Origin of the sequence: Enterococcus sp. E5-162, from assembly GCF_035725965.1 — a bacterium.
GTDB classification, from domain to species: Bacteria; Bacillota; Bacilli; order Lactobacillales; family Enterococcaceae; genus Enterococcus_B; species Enterococcus_B lactis.
The window spans coordinates 367,841-383,603 of sequence record NZ_JAPRFV010000001.1; the positions used below are offsets into that span (position 1 = coordinate 367,841).

15 protein-coding genes and 1 other RNA gene are annotated in these 15,763 nt (G+C 38.4%); 3 read left to right on the forward strand and 13 right to left on the reverse strand.

Translation table 11 applies throughout. The features are described from left to right. Positions 1–409: 409 nt before the first annotated feature. The 6 genes from OZZ83_RS01765 to OZZ83_RS01790 all read right to left on the reverse strand — a co-directional run bounded on the left by OZZ83_RS01765 (position 410) and on the right by OZZ83_RS01790 (position 5,477). Positions 410–1,093, reverse strand: a complete 684-nt coding sequence (locus OZZ83_RS01765) for an HD domain-containing protein (RefSeq protein ID WP_278023280.1) — start codon at positions 1,091–1,093, stop codon at positions 410–412. 80 nt (positions 1,094–1,173) lie between these two features. Next, positions 1,174–2,670: a carboxypeptidase M32 gene (locus OZZ83_RS01770; RefSeq protein ID WP_002309354.1), complete on the reverse strand. Its 1,497-nt coding sequence runs from the start codon at positions 2,668–2,670 to the stop codon at positions 1,174–1,176. A 45-nt stretch (positions 2,671–2,715) separates the two neighbouring features. Continuing rightward, the gene (locus tag OZZ83_RS01775) at positions 2,716–3,882 is read right to left on the reverse strand and encodes a THUMP domain-containing class I SAM-dependent RNA methyltransferase (protein ID WP_002309357.1); all 1,167 of its coding nucleotides are present in this window, start codon (positions 3,880–3,882) and stop codon (positions 2,716–2,718) included. Between the two features lie 157 nt (positions 3,883–4,039). After that, positions 4,040–4,407, reverse strand: an RNA gene (gene rnpB / locus OZZ83_RS01780) — RNase P RNA component class B. 21 nt (positions 4,408–4,428) lie between these two features. Continuing rightward, a complete protein-coding gene (gene gpsB / locus OZZ83_RS01785; protein WP_002313798.1) occupies positions 4,429–4,848 on the reverse strand; it encodes a cell division regulator GpsB in 420 nt (139 codons plus the stop codon). 89 nt (positions 4,849–4,937) lie between these two features. Further along, a complete protein-coding gene (locus OZZ83_RS01790) occupies positions 4,938–5,477 on the reverse strand; it encodes a DUF1273 domain-containing protein (RefSeq protein WP_002309361.1) in 540 nt (179 codons plus the stop codon). A 63-nt stretch (positions 5,478–5,540) separates the two neighbouring features. Here OZZ83_RS01790 and recU point away from each other — a divergent pair, with 63 nt between their 5' ends. Further along, a complete protein-coding gene (gene recU, locus OZZ83_RS01795) occupies positions 5,541–6,188 on the forward strand; it encodes a Holliday junction resolvase RecU (protein WP_002348024.1) in 648 nt (215 codons plus the stop codon). Beyond that, on the forward strand, positions 6,178–8,553 hold the full coding sequence (locus OZZ83_RS01800) for a PBP1A family penicillin-binding protein (protein WP_002309364.1): 2,376 nt from the start codon (positions 6,178–6,180) through the stop codon (positions 8,551–8,553). The genes recU and OZZ83_RS01800 overlap by 11 nt, the downstream gene beginning before the upstream one ends. Positions 8,554–8,569: 16 nt before the next feature. On the opposite strand, the gene nth is transcribed toward OZZ83_RS01800, so the two are convergent. Both nth and OZZ83_RS01810 read right to left on the reverse strand, forming a co-directional pair. Beyond that, the gene (gene nth, locus OZZ83_RS01805; protein WP_002309365.1) at positions 8,570–9,247 is read right to left on the reverse strand and encodes an endonuclease III; all 678 of its coding nucleotides are present in this window, start codon (positions 9,245–9,247) and stop codon (positions 8,570–8,572) included. A gap of 6 nt (positions 9,248–9,253) precedes the next feature. Beyond that, positions 9,254–9,952, reverse strand: coding sequence for a DnaD domain-containing protein (locus OZZ83_RS01810; RefSeq protein ID WP_002348025.1), 699 nt, complete (start codon positions 9,950–9,952; stop codon positions 9,254–9,256). 267 nt (positions 9,953–10,219) lie between these two features. Here OZZ83_RS01810 and OZZ83_RS01815 point away from each other — a divergent pair, with 267 nt between their 5' ends. Beyond that, complete coding sequence (locus OZZ83_RS01815) at positions 10,220–11,407, forward strand: MFS transporter (RefSeq protein WP_104760133.1); 1,188 nt, start codon at positions 10,220–10,222, stop codon at positions 11,405–11,407. Positions 11,408–11,409: 2 nt separating this feature from the next. Here the strand turns inward: OZZ83_RS01815 and OZZ83_RS01820 are convergent, their stop codons facing one another. From OZZ83_RS01820 to cysK, 5 genes are all read right to left on the reverse strand, one after another. Further along, positions 11,410–11,853, reverse strand: a complete 444-nt coding sequence (locus tag OZZ83_RS01820) for a MarR family winged helix-turn-helix transcriptional regulator (RefSeq protein WP_029743112.1) — start codon at positions 11,851–11,853, stop codon at positions 11,410–11,412. A 149-nt stretch (positions 11,854–12,002) separates the two neighbouring features. After that, entirely contained in the window at positions 12,003–12,290 is a 288-nt protein-coding gene (locus OZZ83_RS01825) for a DUF5960 family protein (protein WP_002309371.1), read from the reverse strand. A 232-nt stretch (positions 12,291–12,522) separates the two neighbouring features. After that, entirely contained in the window at positions 12,523–13,875 is a 1,353-nt protein-coding gene (locus OZZ83_RS01830) for an NADH oxidase (RefSeq protein ID WP_002348029.1), read from the reverse strand. 270 nt (positions 13,876–14,145) lie between these two features. Next, positions 14,146–14,592 carry a Fur family transcriptional regulator gene (locus tag OZZ83_RS01835; protein WP_002289542.1) on the reverse strand — a complete coding sequence of 149 codons (447 nt, stop codon included), beginning with the start codon at positions 14,590–14,592 and terminating at the stop codon, positions 14,146–14,148. Positions 14,593–14,832: 240 nt separating this feature from the next. Beyond that, entirely contained in the window at positions 14,833–15,759 is a 927-nt protein-coding gene (cysK, locus tag OZZ83_RS01840) for a cysteine synthase A (protein WP_002309374.1), read from the reverse strand. Positions 15,760–15,763 lie beyond the last annotated feature (4 nt).

The following is a 15,763-nucleotide window of genomic DNA, read 5'->3' on the forward strand; positions in this document are numbered from 1 at the left end:
TTGGTAACGCTTACATTAATTATGAGAGTTATTTAACCATATTTTTTATTTACTGCATCTTTTTACTTTCCAAGAACTTGGATAGTATGAAAAGTTAACTTTTAAATAATGGTGGTATATTGATTTACCTAGAAAGAAAACACAACAAAACCATTGTTGGAAGCTAGCTAGATAAAATCTAGTATATTCTGAATTTTTAAACTATTTATCGCATAGACCAATAAAAAATAAAAAAATAAGCAAAAAGCTTTCATCTTTATTTATCAGCAATTTTTAATCTTATTATCTGATCATTTTTTCACAAAATATTTATATTGAATTTGAAAAAAGACTGTGATAAATGTCTTATCACAGTCCCTTCTTCCGAATAAACGGTGTTCTCCTGCCAACTCCTCGGTCACAATCTCCATCATTTTTTGTTATTTTTGATCCAATTTTCTGGTGTGAAAGATGGATCGTCAATAGACCACTCTAGAAAAAATTCTTCTAAAAATTCACGCATAAAGCCTTCTCTACGTTTGGCTTCTTTGTATCCGTAATCAGTGTTCATTTTATCAGGTAACAAGAACAGTTTTTCATAAAAATGATTGATCACTGTCGTGCCTTTTCGGTAATTTTTTTTATCCTTGAATGTTTGTGGATACAGTTCAGAATCAAAAATCGGGTGTCCATGTCCTCCACCGAAATAAGCAGTTCGCAAAATGCCGATTGCTCCTAACGCTTCGATACGATCAGCATCTTGAACGATCTTCCCTTCCAAAGATAGTTCGACTGCTTCAGAGAGATTTTTAGAAAAGGACATATTTTCGATAATGGCAAAAATCATTGAAATCTGTTCCTCTGTGATTGGCAAAGTGCGAAGAAATACACGAAGCTGTTGCTTTGCTTCGTTCTCATCTTTAACGACTTTATCATCAATCGTATCATGCAAGTAAGCTGCTGCAAGCGTCACAAAACGGTCTGCCTGCGGTTCCGTATCCAAAATTCTCTCTGCTAGCTTGACGACTCTTTTGGTATGATCGCTTCCATGTCCCGTTTGATCATGTGCTAATTTTTCCATGCTATAATCAGCGATTACTTGTAATTTATCCATCCAGTCCACTTCTTTCTTAAGTAAATAGCTGAAAACATCTAATCGATTAGATGAATTCCAGCTATCTTTATAAATAGGTTTTATTTTACTTGATATACATTGAAATATAGCTCTCTCATGTAATCGATCAGATATTGCGGATTAAGTGGTTCATGCGTTGCATCCATAATCAATTGATTTGGCTTTCTAGATGCACCATATTGATGGATATGCTCTGACATCCAATTTTTGATTGGAGAGTAATCATCTGACGCTAGAACATTTTCCACATCTATTTCTTGCTGCAAAGAATGAAGTAATTGTGCCGCATACATGTACCCCAATGCATAAGATGGAAAATAACCAAAGCTTGCACCTGACCAATGAACGTCTTGTAGGATACCTTCCACATCATTTGTTGGTCGTATTCCCAGATACTCTTCATATTTTTGATTCCATATTTCAGGTAATTCAGCAACACCTACGCCTTCATTGAAAATCATTTTTTCGATTTCATAACGAATGATGATATGGAGAGGGTAAGTCAAACTGTCTGCCTCGATACGAACCAAACTTGATTGTGTATGTTTCAATGAACGATAAAACTTGTCAAAAGGAATATCATCGAATGTTCCTTCTGCACATTCCTGGAAGAAAGGATATTGCTTTTTCCAGAAGCTGCGACTACTTCCCACAATGATCTCATTAAACAACGATTGTGATTCATGAATACCCATTGATGTGCCTTGATAAACCGGTGTATAAGCATATTTATCATCGATGTCTTGTTCATACATTCCATGACCAGCCTCGTGGATCACTCCAAAAACAGCCATTTTGAAATCTGTTTCGTTCCAGCGTGTCGTGATCCGTGCATCATTTGGATTGATTCCAGTCATAAATGGGTGGACAGTGTCATCTAGACGACCACGACTAAAATCATAACCAAGTTGTTCGATCACTTTTACTACAAATCTCTTCTGTTGTTCCTTTGTCATTCTCCGATTTAAGAAGTCTGTTTCAGGTTCCGTCCCTTTTTCTTGGAGCGCACGGCGGATCGTAAGAATTCCTTCTTTGAGTTGATCAAATACCTTATCGAGGATTTCAACAGTCATCCCAGGTTCATATTGGTTAAGTAGAACATCATAATCTGTCTTTTCTTCTTTTTTCCAATAAGGTATCAATTGTTTTGTCAATTCGATATTTTGGTTCAATGATTCTTGAAAATCAGAAAACTGTTGTGTTTCTCTAGCTTTTTGCCATTGACCATGAGCGGAAGAAACAGCAGCTGTATATTTTCTCATAAGATCTTCCGGTACGCGATGTTCTAAATCATACTCTTCTTTTACTTTGTCAAAAACGGACGTTCCGACTTCCGATAATTCTTCCGGATGTTCAGAAAAATAGCGAATGGCTTCTTTAATTTTTGGACCGATCTTTTTTGAAAAATAAATACTGTAAAGATAGCTATCTACTTCACTCCGGTATTCACTAGCTTTTTCTGGCATACCTGTTTGTGTATCCCAATCGAGGATTCCTAAAGCTTGTTGTAGAAGATTGATTTCTTTTACTTCTTGTAAAAACTCTTTTTCTTTCATTCCCTATTCCTCCAAACATCCAATTGAATGAATCAATTAGTCAGATTATTCGTCTTTCTCTTTTTTTCTAGGCGGACGAGTTCCCCAATACTGGAACAGATCCGTACGCAAAGCACCATTATACAATTTTCTTTTTTTGGTTGCTTTTTGTCCGTAAAATTCCTCAAACGCTAAGTCGCTAGTCAAGATATATTTACTCCATGTTTTTAATGGACGGAATACATCGCCCATTTCTTTATATAATTTTCGAACGGTTTCTTCTTCTCCTAGTCGTTCTCCGTATGGCGGATTAGCAACGATGACCCCATATTCTTTATCTGTCTTGAAGTCTTTCACTGCTTGTTGTTTAAAGACAATCGAAGAGCCTAGTCCGATTTCTTCAGCATTGGCTTTGGCAATTTCAATCATTCGTCCATTGATATCTGAACCAGTAATATCTAATACAATATCATAATCTGCTTTTTCTTCTGCAGCTGATCGAACATTTTCCATGATTTCCTGACTGAACCAGTCCCAAGATTCGCAAGCAAACTCACGATTGAATCCTGGTGCGATATTATGGCCTATTAAGGCTGCTTCAATACAAAGCGTACCTGAACCACATACAGGATCATAAAATGGACGATCTTTCCGCCAATTTGTCAGCATCACAAGCGCGGCCGCCATGTTTTCTTTCAATGGTGCACCACCTTTTTCTAAGCGATAACCACGTTTGAATAAACTTGGTCCTGTCGTATCCAAAGTTAGCATCACATGGTCTTTCAGCAAAGCTACTTCCAATTGGAAATGTGCGCCTGTTTCCGTCAGCGGAACAGAAGCTGGACGATGATAATACGTGCGAAGACGTTCAACGATTGCTTTTTTTGTGATTGCCTGGCAATCAGGCGTACTATAAAGTTTCGACTTGATTGATTTTCCAGCTACAGGGAAAGCTGCATCTAGTGGAAGAAAATCTTCCCAAGGCAATGCTTTTACGTTTTCAAACAATTCATCAAACGTATACGCATCGAATTCCCCAACCACGATTTTTACTCGATCTGCTGTACGTAACCATAAATTAGCTGTAGCGATTGTTTCCATTGTTCCTTCAAATCGTGCACGTCCGTTCTCAACTTGGCATTCAATTCCAAGATCTCTTAATTCTTTACCAACCAGTGCTTCGAGACCGCTTGCCGCAGTTGCGACGAGGTTGAATTTCCTGTTTTTTTCCATACATAATCTCCTTATTTATAAAAAAAGGGGGGTGGGACATCAGTCAGTCCTACCCCACGCTTTTACTCAAACTCCGAATAACCGGTGACACAAAAGTCTGTTTTGTAATAAGAACAAAATACTTTTGTCACGACCTTATTCCCTGATGTTTGCGGTTTTCTATAAGCCATGTTCTGTACTTTGCTTTTCCAGGGAGAAAAAGCAAAGTGGTAACCATCTATCTGCAGTTGTACTGCCTTTTTGTCTTGTTCTTCTTCCAAACAAAAAGCGCCCCTACCATTGTTTGGGTTGCTCGCTCGAGGGGTTTACCGCGTTCCACCGGATGGGTTTCCCCAGCCGCTTCGTCACTGTGGCACTTTCAAGGATACTTAAGCATAGCCGAAGCCTTAGCTTGTTTTCCTGCCGTTACTCCAAAGAGTACCTTAGCTTATGTTTTCGCTAAGCACGAACACTACAGGCATCACAGCCTGTGCGAGCATGGACTTTCCTCAGCCTGATCAAGTCAGACCGCGATTACCCGAAAACCGCAAATTCATTAGTCAAAAATTAAAATTGACGTGTTTTTTCATTATCATCTAAGCTTGTATCTGCATTTGTGTAGTTATTTGGATTAGGTTGTGCTGGTTTAACTGCACTTGCTTGTTGATCAAGCTTTTTACCAAATACTTCACGTTCAAGGTTTGACAAGCGTTTTAAGATATCGAAATTGGTTACTGCTGCGCTCTTCGGTACTTCTGTTTGCTGCACACGTGTTTGAGCTGCTCCTTGAGTTTTAGATAATTGAGCTACTTTTGCACTCAATCGATCGTTTTCTTCTTGTAAAGCAAGGAGTTCTTTGCTGTAAGTTTCATAATCTTTGATGATATTGTCTAAGAATTCATCAACTTCAAGGGGATCATAGCCGCGCATTTTTGTTTTGAATTCTTGTTGTAAAATGTCTTTAGGACTATAAACCAAATTCGCCATATTTACACCTCTAGTTTTCATTTACGTAATAACATTTCTACCTTTTTCATTGTATAGGAAAAAAGTTGATAAATCAAACACAATATCGATTATTCACTAAAATTTTGAAGATCGTCCATGCTGATCAGCCGAATTTCGTAGGGATGATCCGCTTGGTAATTCTGTGCATCTTCAAAAAAATACTTCGTTTTCCCAGGGAATTCTTCATCATAGATCAGCAGACAGCCTACTGTATGTTCAAGTATAAAACGAGTATGATTCTTTAGCTGACTAGGTGATTGGTAGGGTTGATGGCTAACAGCTTCGACATAATCTGCTAATTGCTCTGCTAATTGTTTTTTCTCTTGGTTCCCTTCATTCCAGTTATTACCAAAATCAGCAAAAGGATACAAAATACCAATGGAAAGTTCCGGATATTCTTCTTTCAATTCCGCTACTGTTTGCACGGTCCATAGTTCAACGCCCAAATTCCCACTGACAAGTACCCATTCCACCCCTTCTTCTGCTAACTGGCGGAGTTCCCTTTTTAAAACATTTTTAACAACTTGGATTTTAGGGTCATTTTCTTTAAAAACACCGAGTTCGAAACTTCGATACCCAGACACATAGATTACTTTTGACTTATCCATCTCAGATTCCTTTTCTTTCTATCTGCTTTTTTGCTATAATGTGGCCTAGGAGTGTGATTAAAGATGGTATTGCGCTATCCAAACGGCCAACCTTATTATAAGAATGCCTCTCCCGTCGAAAAAATTCAAGAAAAAAGAAAACAAATCACCGAATTCGGCAATCGGGGGATGCGCTTTGAAGAAGCAATCAATGAAAGTAATGAGTATTATCTTTCCCGCGGGTTGGCAGTTATCCATAAAAAGCCTACCCCTATCCAAATCGTGAAAGTAGACTATCCTAAGAGAAGCGCTGCTGTAATCAAAGAAGCCTACTTTACCCAAGCCTCAACCACAGACTATAATGGCGTCTATCGAGGCTTTTACTTGGACTTTGAAGCAAAAGAAACCAAGAACAAAACATCGTTTCCCTTTAAAAACTTCCATACCCATCAAATCGAACACATGAAAGCATGCCTCGAACAAAAAGGAGTCTGCTTTGTCTTATTATGGTTTTCGACATTGAAACGCTGTTTTTATTTGAATAGTGTTCATTTGATTGCTTACTGGGATGCTCAAAAGGAAAAAGGACGCAAATCACTGCCTTTATCATTGATCGAAGAACTAGGAATAGAGATCAAAACTGGTATTTCTCCGCGGATTCCTTATTTGGACGCGGTTGACTTCTATTTATCAACATTATCTATTGAAGGAGAAAGCAAGAATGGCAAATGAACAAACTAGAAGCTCTAGACGACAGAAACAGCCTACTCCTAAAAAGAGTGTGAAGAAGAATTCTGGCAAAGGTTCTGGGAAGACTTCTGGACCACATAAAAAAGGATTATTTATTAAAATCCTTTTAGGCATCCTCTCGTTTTTCTGTATCCTCTTTTTAGCAGGTGTAGGACTGTTCTGGTATTACGCAAAAGATGCACCCGAATTGACAGATAAAAAATTGGACGCTACCGTATCTTCCAAATTATATACACAAGATGGCGAATTATTCGAAGATCTAGGTGCGGAAAAGCGAGAAAAGATTTCTGCAAATGAATTACCGAAAACATTGGAAGATGCGATCGTGTCAGTAGAGGATCGGCGTTTTTATAAACATATCGGGGTTGACCCTATTCGGATCATCGGTTCTGCCCTTTCTAATTTCACCTCTGGCGGTCTACAAGGCGGAAGTACTTTGACACAACAATTGATCAAACTGTCCTTCTTCTCCACCAGCGCCGAGGATCAGACCCTGAAACGTAAGGCTCAAGAAGCGTGGATGGCTGTAAGATTGGAACAGAAAAAATCGAAACAAGAAATTTTGACCTACTACGTAAATAAAGTGTACATGTCAAATGGTTTGTACGGGATGGAGACAGCTTCTGAGATGTACTTTGGTAAGAAACTATCAGAACTTTCTTTACCACAAACAGCATTGCTTGCTGGAATGCCGCAAGCCCCTTCTGCCTATGATCCTTATGTTTATCCCGATCAGGCGAAGAAAAGACGAGATACTGTTTTGTATACGATGCTTCAAAACGAAAAAATCTCTCAAACAGAATATGATCAAGCTGTCAATGTACCGGTAACGGATGGTTTGCAAGAGCTAACTCAATCTGATGACAACACTAAGATCGTCGATAATTATGTCAAAGAAGTCATCAATGAAGTACAAGAAAAAACAGATAAGAATGTCTACACAGACGGTTTAGAGATTTATACGAATTTGGATCTGGATGCTCAAAAGAAACTATATGATATCGTCAATACGGATCAGTATGTCTCTTATCCAGACGACGAGATGCAAGTTGCCTCCACGCTTATCGACACAAATACTGGGAAAGTCAAAGCCCAGATTGGCGGGCGTCACATCGCAGAAGACGTGACTTTAGGCAACAACTTAGCAGTGAATACTTCCCGTGATTTTGGTTCTACGATGAAACCTGTCACAGATTACGGACCAGCTTTTGAATATTTGAAATATTCTACTGGAAAAACTATCACTGATGCGCCGTATAACTATGAAGGCACTTCTACTCCTGTAGGAAACTGGGATAATCAATATATGGGCACCATTACTTTACGCCAAGCACTTTACTTATCCCGTAATGTTCCAGCAGTCAAATTATTCAATGAAGTCGGTTCAGATAAAGTGGCTTCTTTCTTAAAAAATCTTGGGATCGAATACAGCACGATCCATCAATCGAATGCGATCTCTAGTAATACGGAAGAACAAGATGGGACAAAATACGGAGCTTCTTCCTTAAAAATGGCAGCAGCCTATGCGGCTTTCGCCAATGGAGGAACCTATTACAAACCTCAATATGTTAATAAAATCGTCTTCCAAGACGGTACAGAAGAAACTTATGAACCTGATGGAAAAACAGCCATGTCTCCAGAAACAGCTTATATGATCACAGACATTTTAAAAGATACAATCACTGAAGGTACTGGTACGAATGCGCAAATCGCTGGGTTATATCAAGCCGGTAAGACCGGAACATCAAATTATACAGATGACGAATATGCGAAACTTGGTATTTCTTCTGGTGTATATCCAGATATCCTATTTGCGGGCTATACACCAAATTATTCGATTTCCGTGTGGACAGGTTACAACAAGAAAATGACACCTGTCACTTCAGAATCGTCACACGTGGCCTCTGATGTTTATCGCGAGCTTATGCAATATGTTTCAGCTAACGTGACAAATACAGACTGGGAGATGCCAAGCGGTTTGATTCGTGTGGGCGGTGAACTGTACTATAAGGATCAATATACAGTGAAATCAAATACAGTTGCGCCATCAACAACTATTCCTTCTTCCAGCTATGTCCAGGCTCCTGAAAGCTCAACAACAGAGACGACGACTCAAACTAGCTCTACTAGTCAAAGTGAATCAACCGCTGAGTCCTCAACAGAAAGCACGACAGCAGAGACAAGTGAGCCAGCGTCATCAACGACGGTTCCTTCTTCTTCATCTGAAGAAAGCTCGACGCCGTCTTCATCTACTCTTCCTTCTTCCAGTGAACCAGCAACTAGCGAAGCGGATGCTGCAAATGACCATACACCATCCAGTAGCACCTCAGCTTCTGGAAACAGATAGAAAAAAGAAACCACGTCTACAGGCGTGGTTTCTTTTTTAGCGTCTTTTCTTTTAGGCGCATCCGATTTTTCCCATCTTGACATATTGATAGCAAAGGACACACCTCACACTTAGGATTTCTTGCTGTACAATGATATCTACCGAAAAAAATCAGTGTATGATGTGTCTTTACCCATAATTCTTGCGGCACTTTCCGCATCAGTGTTTCTTCTACTTCCATGACCGAGGCATCTAGTTTGCAGATCCTCAGTCGTTTTGAAACACGCTCAACATGGGTATCTACTGCGATTGCTGGTATCCCGAATGCATCTCCTAATACGACATTTGCCGTTTTTCTGCCCACGCCAGGAAGAGACATCAATTCTTCTCTTGTCGTTGGTACTTGTCCGTCGAAACGTTCAATCAGCTGCTGCGCACACGCTTTGATATTTTTTGCTTTGTTACGATACAAACCAATCGTTTTTATTTTGAGGATGATTTCATCGATTGAAGCATCTGCTAATGCATCAGGTGTCGGGAAGGAGGCAAACAAATCTGGCGTTGCTTTATTTACTGATACATCTGTCGCTTGGGCACTTAAGATCACTGCAATCAATAACTCAAATGGATTATTGTGTTTCAGTTCTCCGTGTGCTTCTGGGAACATTTCATACATCGTTTCTAGAGCTTCCATCGTCTTTTGTTTGCTTAACATATTCTGCTACTCCTCCAACCAATTTTTCAGCGAAACTTTTGGCAATTCTTCTTGTTGAGTCGGCTGTTCTACTTCTCTTTGAAGAAGTTGCTGTTTCCTTCGTTTTTGGTCTTCTTCTACTTGCTGTTTTGTACGTAGATTTTTTCTTTCCCACGATAGCAAAATGCGGTCAATGTAATTAAAACTATAAGCCTGATTCAATACGGCTTCCCGTAGTGCTAGCTTCAAAATTTCCGGCTGATATTGGTCTTCTTCTAGCCATTGACCAATCCGCTGGAACTCGATCGAAGAAAGCGGGCGTCCAAATTCTTGTTCAAATAATTGATACACTGACTGGATTTCTTTTTCTTGTATTTTTTCTTCGTATTTTTTTTCTTGTGTTTTTAAATACTCACCTAATTGATCATAAATAGGGTAAAGATTATATCGATCTGCTTTTTTACCATTGACAATCGTCGTTTCTATCTTGATAAATCCATTTGTTACGAGACGATCCAGTATTTGAAAAATCTGGTCTTGTTTGATTCCCATATCTATAGCAATCATCTGCAAATCAGGGAAAGTATCTCCTTCAAGCTGTGCCATGTGCAACTGTAGAACAAATAAAAATTCTTCAGATTGCAGACCGATCCTATGATAATTTTTAAGTAAAAGATTAGATATGACTGTTTGTCCAGCGCTTAAGTATTTTTCTAAATTCAACATGATTTCTCCTCCGCTCAATCACAGTATACGTAAAAAAAACATGGGAAGCAAGAACAGGTTTCTTTTCTATTGCTTCACTGATCGGTCAGATTTATAGTGTCGTCTACTTGATTTTTGTTTGTTTATGTTTTTGATGTGCATTCTCACTTTTCGGAATAAATAAGTCAAGTAGATTTCGCTGCTCCTCATAATGTTGACAAGGAAACAAAATTACTGTACACTTTTTTTGTTTCCGAGTTAACATTATTGTATAAAGGAGTTTTTTAAATGTTCAGTTTCACAAATAAACATTCTAAAGTTTTTGGATATATTTCTGTCTTATTCACTGGATTAGGATTTACTATCGTCAGTCCTGTACTTCCTTTTTTAGTGCTTCCTTATTCCCACTCCGCACATCAGCAAGCTTTCTATATCACTTTGCTCATGTCTGTTTATGCTCTAGCTGCCTTCTTATCTGCCCCCATTCTCGGTAGCTTAAGTGATCATTTCGGGCGTCGTCCGATCCTTATTATCAGTTTATTAGGATCAAGTATTGGATATTTGATTTTTGGTTTAGGAAATTCGATATGGATGTTGTTCCTTGGTCGTATCATTGAAGGATTGACAGCAGGAGAAATCTCCACCTTATATGCTTACTTTGCCGACATCACGGAACCTAATGAAAGAACCAAAGTTTTTGGATGGATGGGTGCTTTAGTCGGTATAGGAACAACGCTTGGTCCTATTATAAGTGGTCTATTAGCTGAATTGGGAAATTCTGTTCCTATATTTATTGGAGCACTCTTTACTTTCTTAAATGCCGTTTATGGCTACACATTTATGCAAGAAAGCCTTCCAATAAAAAAACGTTCAGTAGATTTAAGTTTCTCCCATGTAAGACCTTTTCACCAATTACAACAATTATTCAAGATTTCATCCGTTATTCCTTTATTGACAGTCGGTTTTGCTGTTTGGTTAGCGGCTGGCTCTCTGCAATCTATCTTTTCTCAATTTTCGATTGACACCTTTCAGTGGAAAGCGGGGTTGGTTGGTTTAAGCTTCTCTTTGATTGGAATCTTGGATATTGTCTCACAATTATTCATTATGCCTCGATTGCTCAAAAAATTTTCAGAACAGCAGATCACAAGAATAGGAATGTGCAGTGAAATCCTCGCCTATCTATTCATCACATTATCTGGAATTCTTCTACTGCCGGTTTTGTTTTTATTTGGGATTATCTGTTATGGTTTCGGCGATTCTATTTTTACTCCTGTATTCAATGGCCAACTATCCAATTCTGTTTCAGAAAACCAGCAAGGTCTTGTAATGGGCGGTACCCAAAGTATACAATCTCTATCGCGCGTCATCGGCCCGCTAATCGCAGGACAGCTTTATGCCGCAGCACCAGTTCTTCCGACGATATTCGGGTTTTTGCTTATAATCTTTGCCTATTATTATTACAATATAAAACATTAGTTTCATTTGCTACTCCGTATAAATTCTCTGTATCGACCGATAAAACGAAATACTGTGTCAAATTCTTCTTTTGACATATTTTCAAATACAGCAGCATCTCGCTGGACCCATTTTTGATGTAGTTGCTCGTGTCTATTCTTTATTTTTTGTCCGATTGGCGTCAATTGAAAATAGATTTCTTTTTTATTCTCTTCGCTTTGATAAGTGTTTATGATCCCTCTGGCTATCAGTTTTTTTGTTAGCTTACTGATGGCTCCTCTAGTCATATAACTAGCATTCGCTAATTTTGTCACGTTAGGATCAGGGATTTTCCCGATATGTTCAATCACTTCTAGTTCATTTAGCGTAAATCCTGCAAATTCTTTTTCCATTTCTGGTTTATTACGATGAATAATCTCATTAGCTAAATCCAGATATTCTTCTATTAGCAGCTGTCTTTTATCCATTTCTACACCTTCTTTTTCTTTCATTATATTATTTTTTTGTTTCCTAAACAACAAAGTTAAAAGGATTTTTGTAGTAAAAAAGAGAATGAAATCAAGAAAAAAGGGGTTTGACAAAAATGTCATAACCCCTTTTTCCGAATAAACGGTGTTTAAACATCATCTTCTGTTTCTAGTTCATACGGCTGTCCTTCATATGTGTACTCCGTATTCAACGTGCCGTCATTTTCATCTGAGTAGATACGCCGACTGAAAGGAAAACGATGAGAAGCATTATCTTTCGCATCTTCTGCTGGCATCGTATAATATTCCTCTTGTGTTTCATTCAATTGAGAGAGCACTTGCTCCGCCAACTCATCTATATTGATCGTCGACTCCTTCGCAACATTTTTATAATCTTCTAAAAATGCATCTTGTTGGACAAAATATTCTTTATTCATTTTCTTTCTCACCTTTCTTTTCAAGTTCAAGTAAAACTGCTTGTTCTTTTACGTAATAGCTTTATCTTTGTTGCTTATTGTGACAAAAAATGCGAAGAAAGACAACTAATTGTACTTTTCACAAAAAGACAGAGGGTCGTGACAAAAAATACGTCACAACCCTTTTTCCAAAATAAACGGTATTTAGTCAAAACTAAACAGCTTTTTCCTAACCGCTCTCGTCTGTCTTTCTTTATTGTGCTGTTTCGATTTCGCCTAGCGCTGCTTGTGCAAGTAGGTTCAAGTAATTCCAAGGACGGTCAAAATGTGGTTGGAAGAAGAAGTCTGAAAGAGCAAGATCTTCTACAGTCATTTTATTTTGAACAGCTAAAGACATAGTATTTGCTGATTGCGTAATGTCGTATTTAGACATGAACTGAGCACCAACGATACGATTTGTGCCTTTTTCATAAACTAACTCCATCATTACTTTTTCGGTAGTCGGCATGAACTCTGGACGATAATTGTCTTCAAATACCGTTGCTTGGACTTCTAGATCGTTCAATGTTGCGCTTTCTTTGGTCACTCCTGTCGAGCCAATCGTCCAGCCAAAGAGATAAAGTCCTGAAGTTCCTTGAGTCCCACGATACGCCATTTTATGCTCTGTCAAGTTATTTCCTACAAGCAATCCTTGGCGCACGGCATTTGTTGCCAGAGGAATATAGTTTTGTGTGCCACTTGGATTGTAGTTGACTACTGCTGAATCTCCAGCGGCAAAAATATCTGGATCACTTGTTTGCATGTATTCATTTACTTTGATTGCCCCGTTTGGCAGTGTCTCTACTTTTCCTTCGATCAGTTTTGTATTTGGACGGAAGCCCACACATAAAATGACCATATCTGTATCAAATGTATCTGTTGGTGTAGCTACTTGTTTCACTTTTCCTTCTTCATCTGTGATGAATTCAGTAACATTTTCACCTAATGCAAGAGTGACACCACGGTCTGTCAATTCTTTTTCTAGGATATCTGTGAATGGTTTATCTAGATATTTGTTCAAGATGCGATCTAACCCATCAATCAATGTTACTTGTTTTCCAGATTCGACAAAAGCTTCGACTAATTCAATACCGATATACCCACCACCAACGATTACTACACGTTTTGCTTCTTTCGCTTGTGCAATGATTTCATTTGCTTGGTTGTAGTTTTTGCATAGGAGTACATTTTTTGCATCAATTCCACTAATCGGTGGGATGATAGGCCATGAACCAGTTGTCATTACTAATTTATCATAAGAAACCGTTTCTGTTACTCCTGTTTTCAGATCTTTTGCCGTCACTGTTTTGTTTTCTGTATCGACGTCTGTTACATCGTGTTCCATTTTAACTGTTGCTCCTAATGAAGATAATTCTTCAGGGTTTGAGTAGAACAAGCCTGCTGGGTCTTTTACTACTCCGCCGACATAAAGTGCGATACCGCAAGATAAGAAAGAAATATTGTCATTTCTTTCATACACTGTCACTTCTGCTTCTGGATGATTTTTTAAAATACTTTTTACAGCTGCAGTACCTGCATGAGTACAGCCAATTACTACTACTTTCATTTATGGTCCCTCCGATTAACATTTTGTCCTTCGACAAAATTACTATAACAGAAATAAAACGGATACAACAGTTTAATGCTTGTGAATTCACAAAGGTTTATTTGTAGTTTTACTCATTTACAATCATAGAAATCCATTGTTAGCAAGATCCTCATTGTGATAACATTCACTTTAACGTTTGTCCTTGTGAATAAAAGACAAAAAAATAAAAAAAGCTAGCGTTTTTTTACGTAGCCAGCTTTTTTAAGTGTAACACTTGTAGAAACTGTTTTACATTTGTGCCTTTTTTGCTGATTCTTTACAGTCTGGACAAAGTCCATACAATTCCAACCGATGTTCGTTAATCTCAAAATCAGTCAGCCTACTCGCAGCCATTTCTATATCTTCTAACCCTGGGTAATGAAAATCAACGATCTTACCGCAGTTTTCGCAAATCACATGATAGTGACGCTTTGAGCTGAAATCAAAGCGACTAGAAGCATCGCCGTACTTCATTTCTTGAACAAATCCAATCGAAGTAAACAGACGAAGATTGTTGTAAACGGTCGCAACACTCATGTTTGGGAAACGATGTTCAAGTGCTTTATAAATCTCATCAGCTGTTGGATGGGAATGATGTTCAATCAAATATTCTAAAACCGCATACCGTTGAGGTGTGATTCGAATGTTCTCTTTTTTTAACTTTTCGATAACCTCTTCGACTAACTTATTTTCCATGTAAACACCCCACGTTGTTATTCTCGTCTTATCATACTATTTTTACATTTTAAAATCCACTTAACATGAAAAGAAAATTCAATTTTATTGTATTTTAATGAAAAAAAGACGTAAAACAGTCATGTTCACCATTCTACGTCTCTATTCAACTAACTCTTTTCTTATCATAGATTTTTGTGTTTTCTCTTTTCATCTGTAAAAGCCTTCCACATAAACCTATTTATAGAGAAACAAGTTTACTTACATTTCTTGGTAAAGGGCTGTAGATAAATAACGTTCACCATTGTCGGGAACGACTGCTAATACCTTTTTGCCTTTCCCTAGTTCTTTTGCGACTTTTAATGCGGCAGCAATTGCAGCACCAGATGAGATACCAACTAAAATCCCTTCTTTTCGTCCGACTTCTCTAGCTGTTTCCATCGCTTCGTCACCAGTCACGGAAAGGACTTTATCATATACAGAGGTATCCAGTGTTTTAGGGACAAATCCTGTACCGATTCCTTGGATCTTGTGAGGACCCGCTTCTTTTCCTTCTAAAATGGCAGATTCTGCCGGTTCTACCCCTACTAATTCGATTTTTGGATACACACGTTTTAATTCTCGGCCAGCACCAGTGATTGTCCCGCCTGTCCCGATACCTGCGACAAAAGCGTCCAATCCATTTACTCCAAAGGCTTGATGAATCTCTGGACCAGTCGTTTTTTCATGTACAAGAGGATTTGCTTCATTTTCAAATTGTAATGGTAAAAAGTAGCCATTTTCTTTTGCCAAACGTTCTGCTTCTCTAATGGATCCAGAAATACCATCCACACCAGGCGTCAGAATCAACTCTGCGCCGTATCCTTTCATCAATAAACGTCTTTCGATACTCATCGTCTCAGGCATCACGATAATGACTTTATATCCTTTCGCGACTCCTACCATCGACAATCCGATTCCTGTATTTCCGGAGGTAGGTTCAATGATAGTATCTCCTGGTTTCAGTAATCCATCATGTTCCGCTTTTTCTATCATACTTAGAGCAATCCGGTCCTTTACACTTCCTCCTGGATTAAAAAACTCAAGTTTCACAAATACATCTGCTGAATCTTCTGGTACGAGTTTATTTAATTTGACGATTGGCGTTTTACCAATCAATTCGGTGACTGAGTTATAGATAGCTGTCATCTTC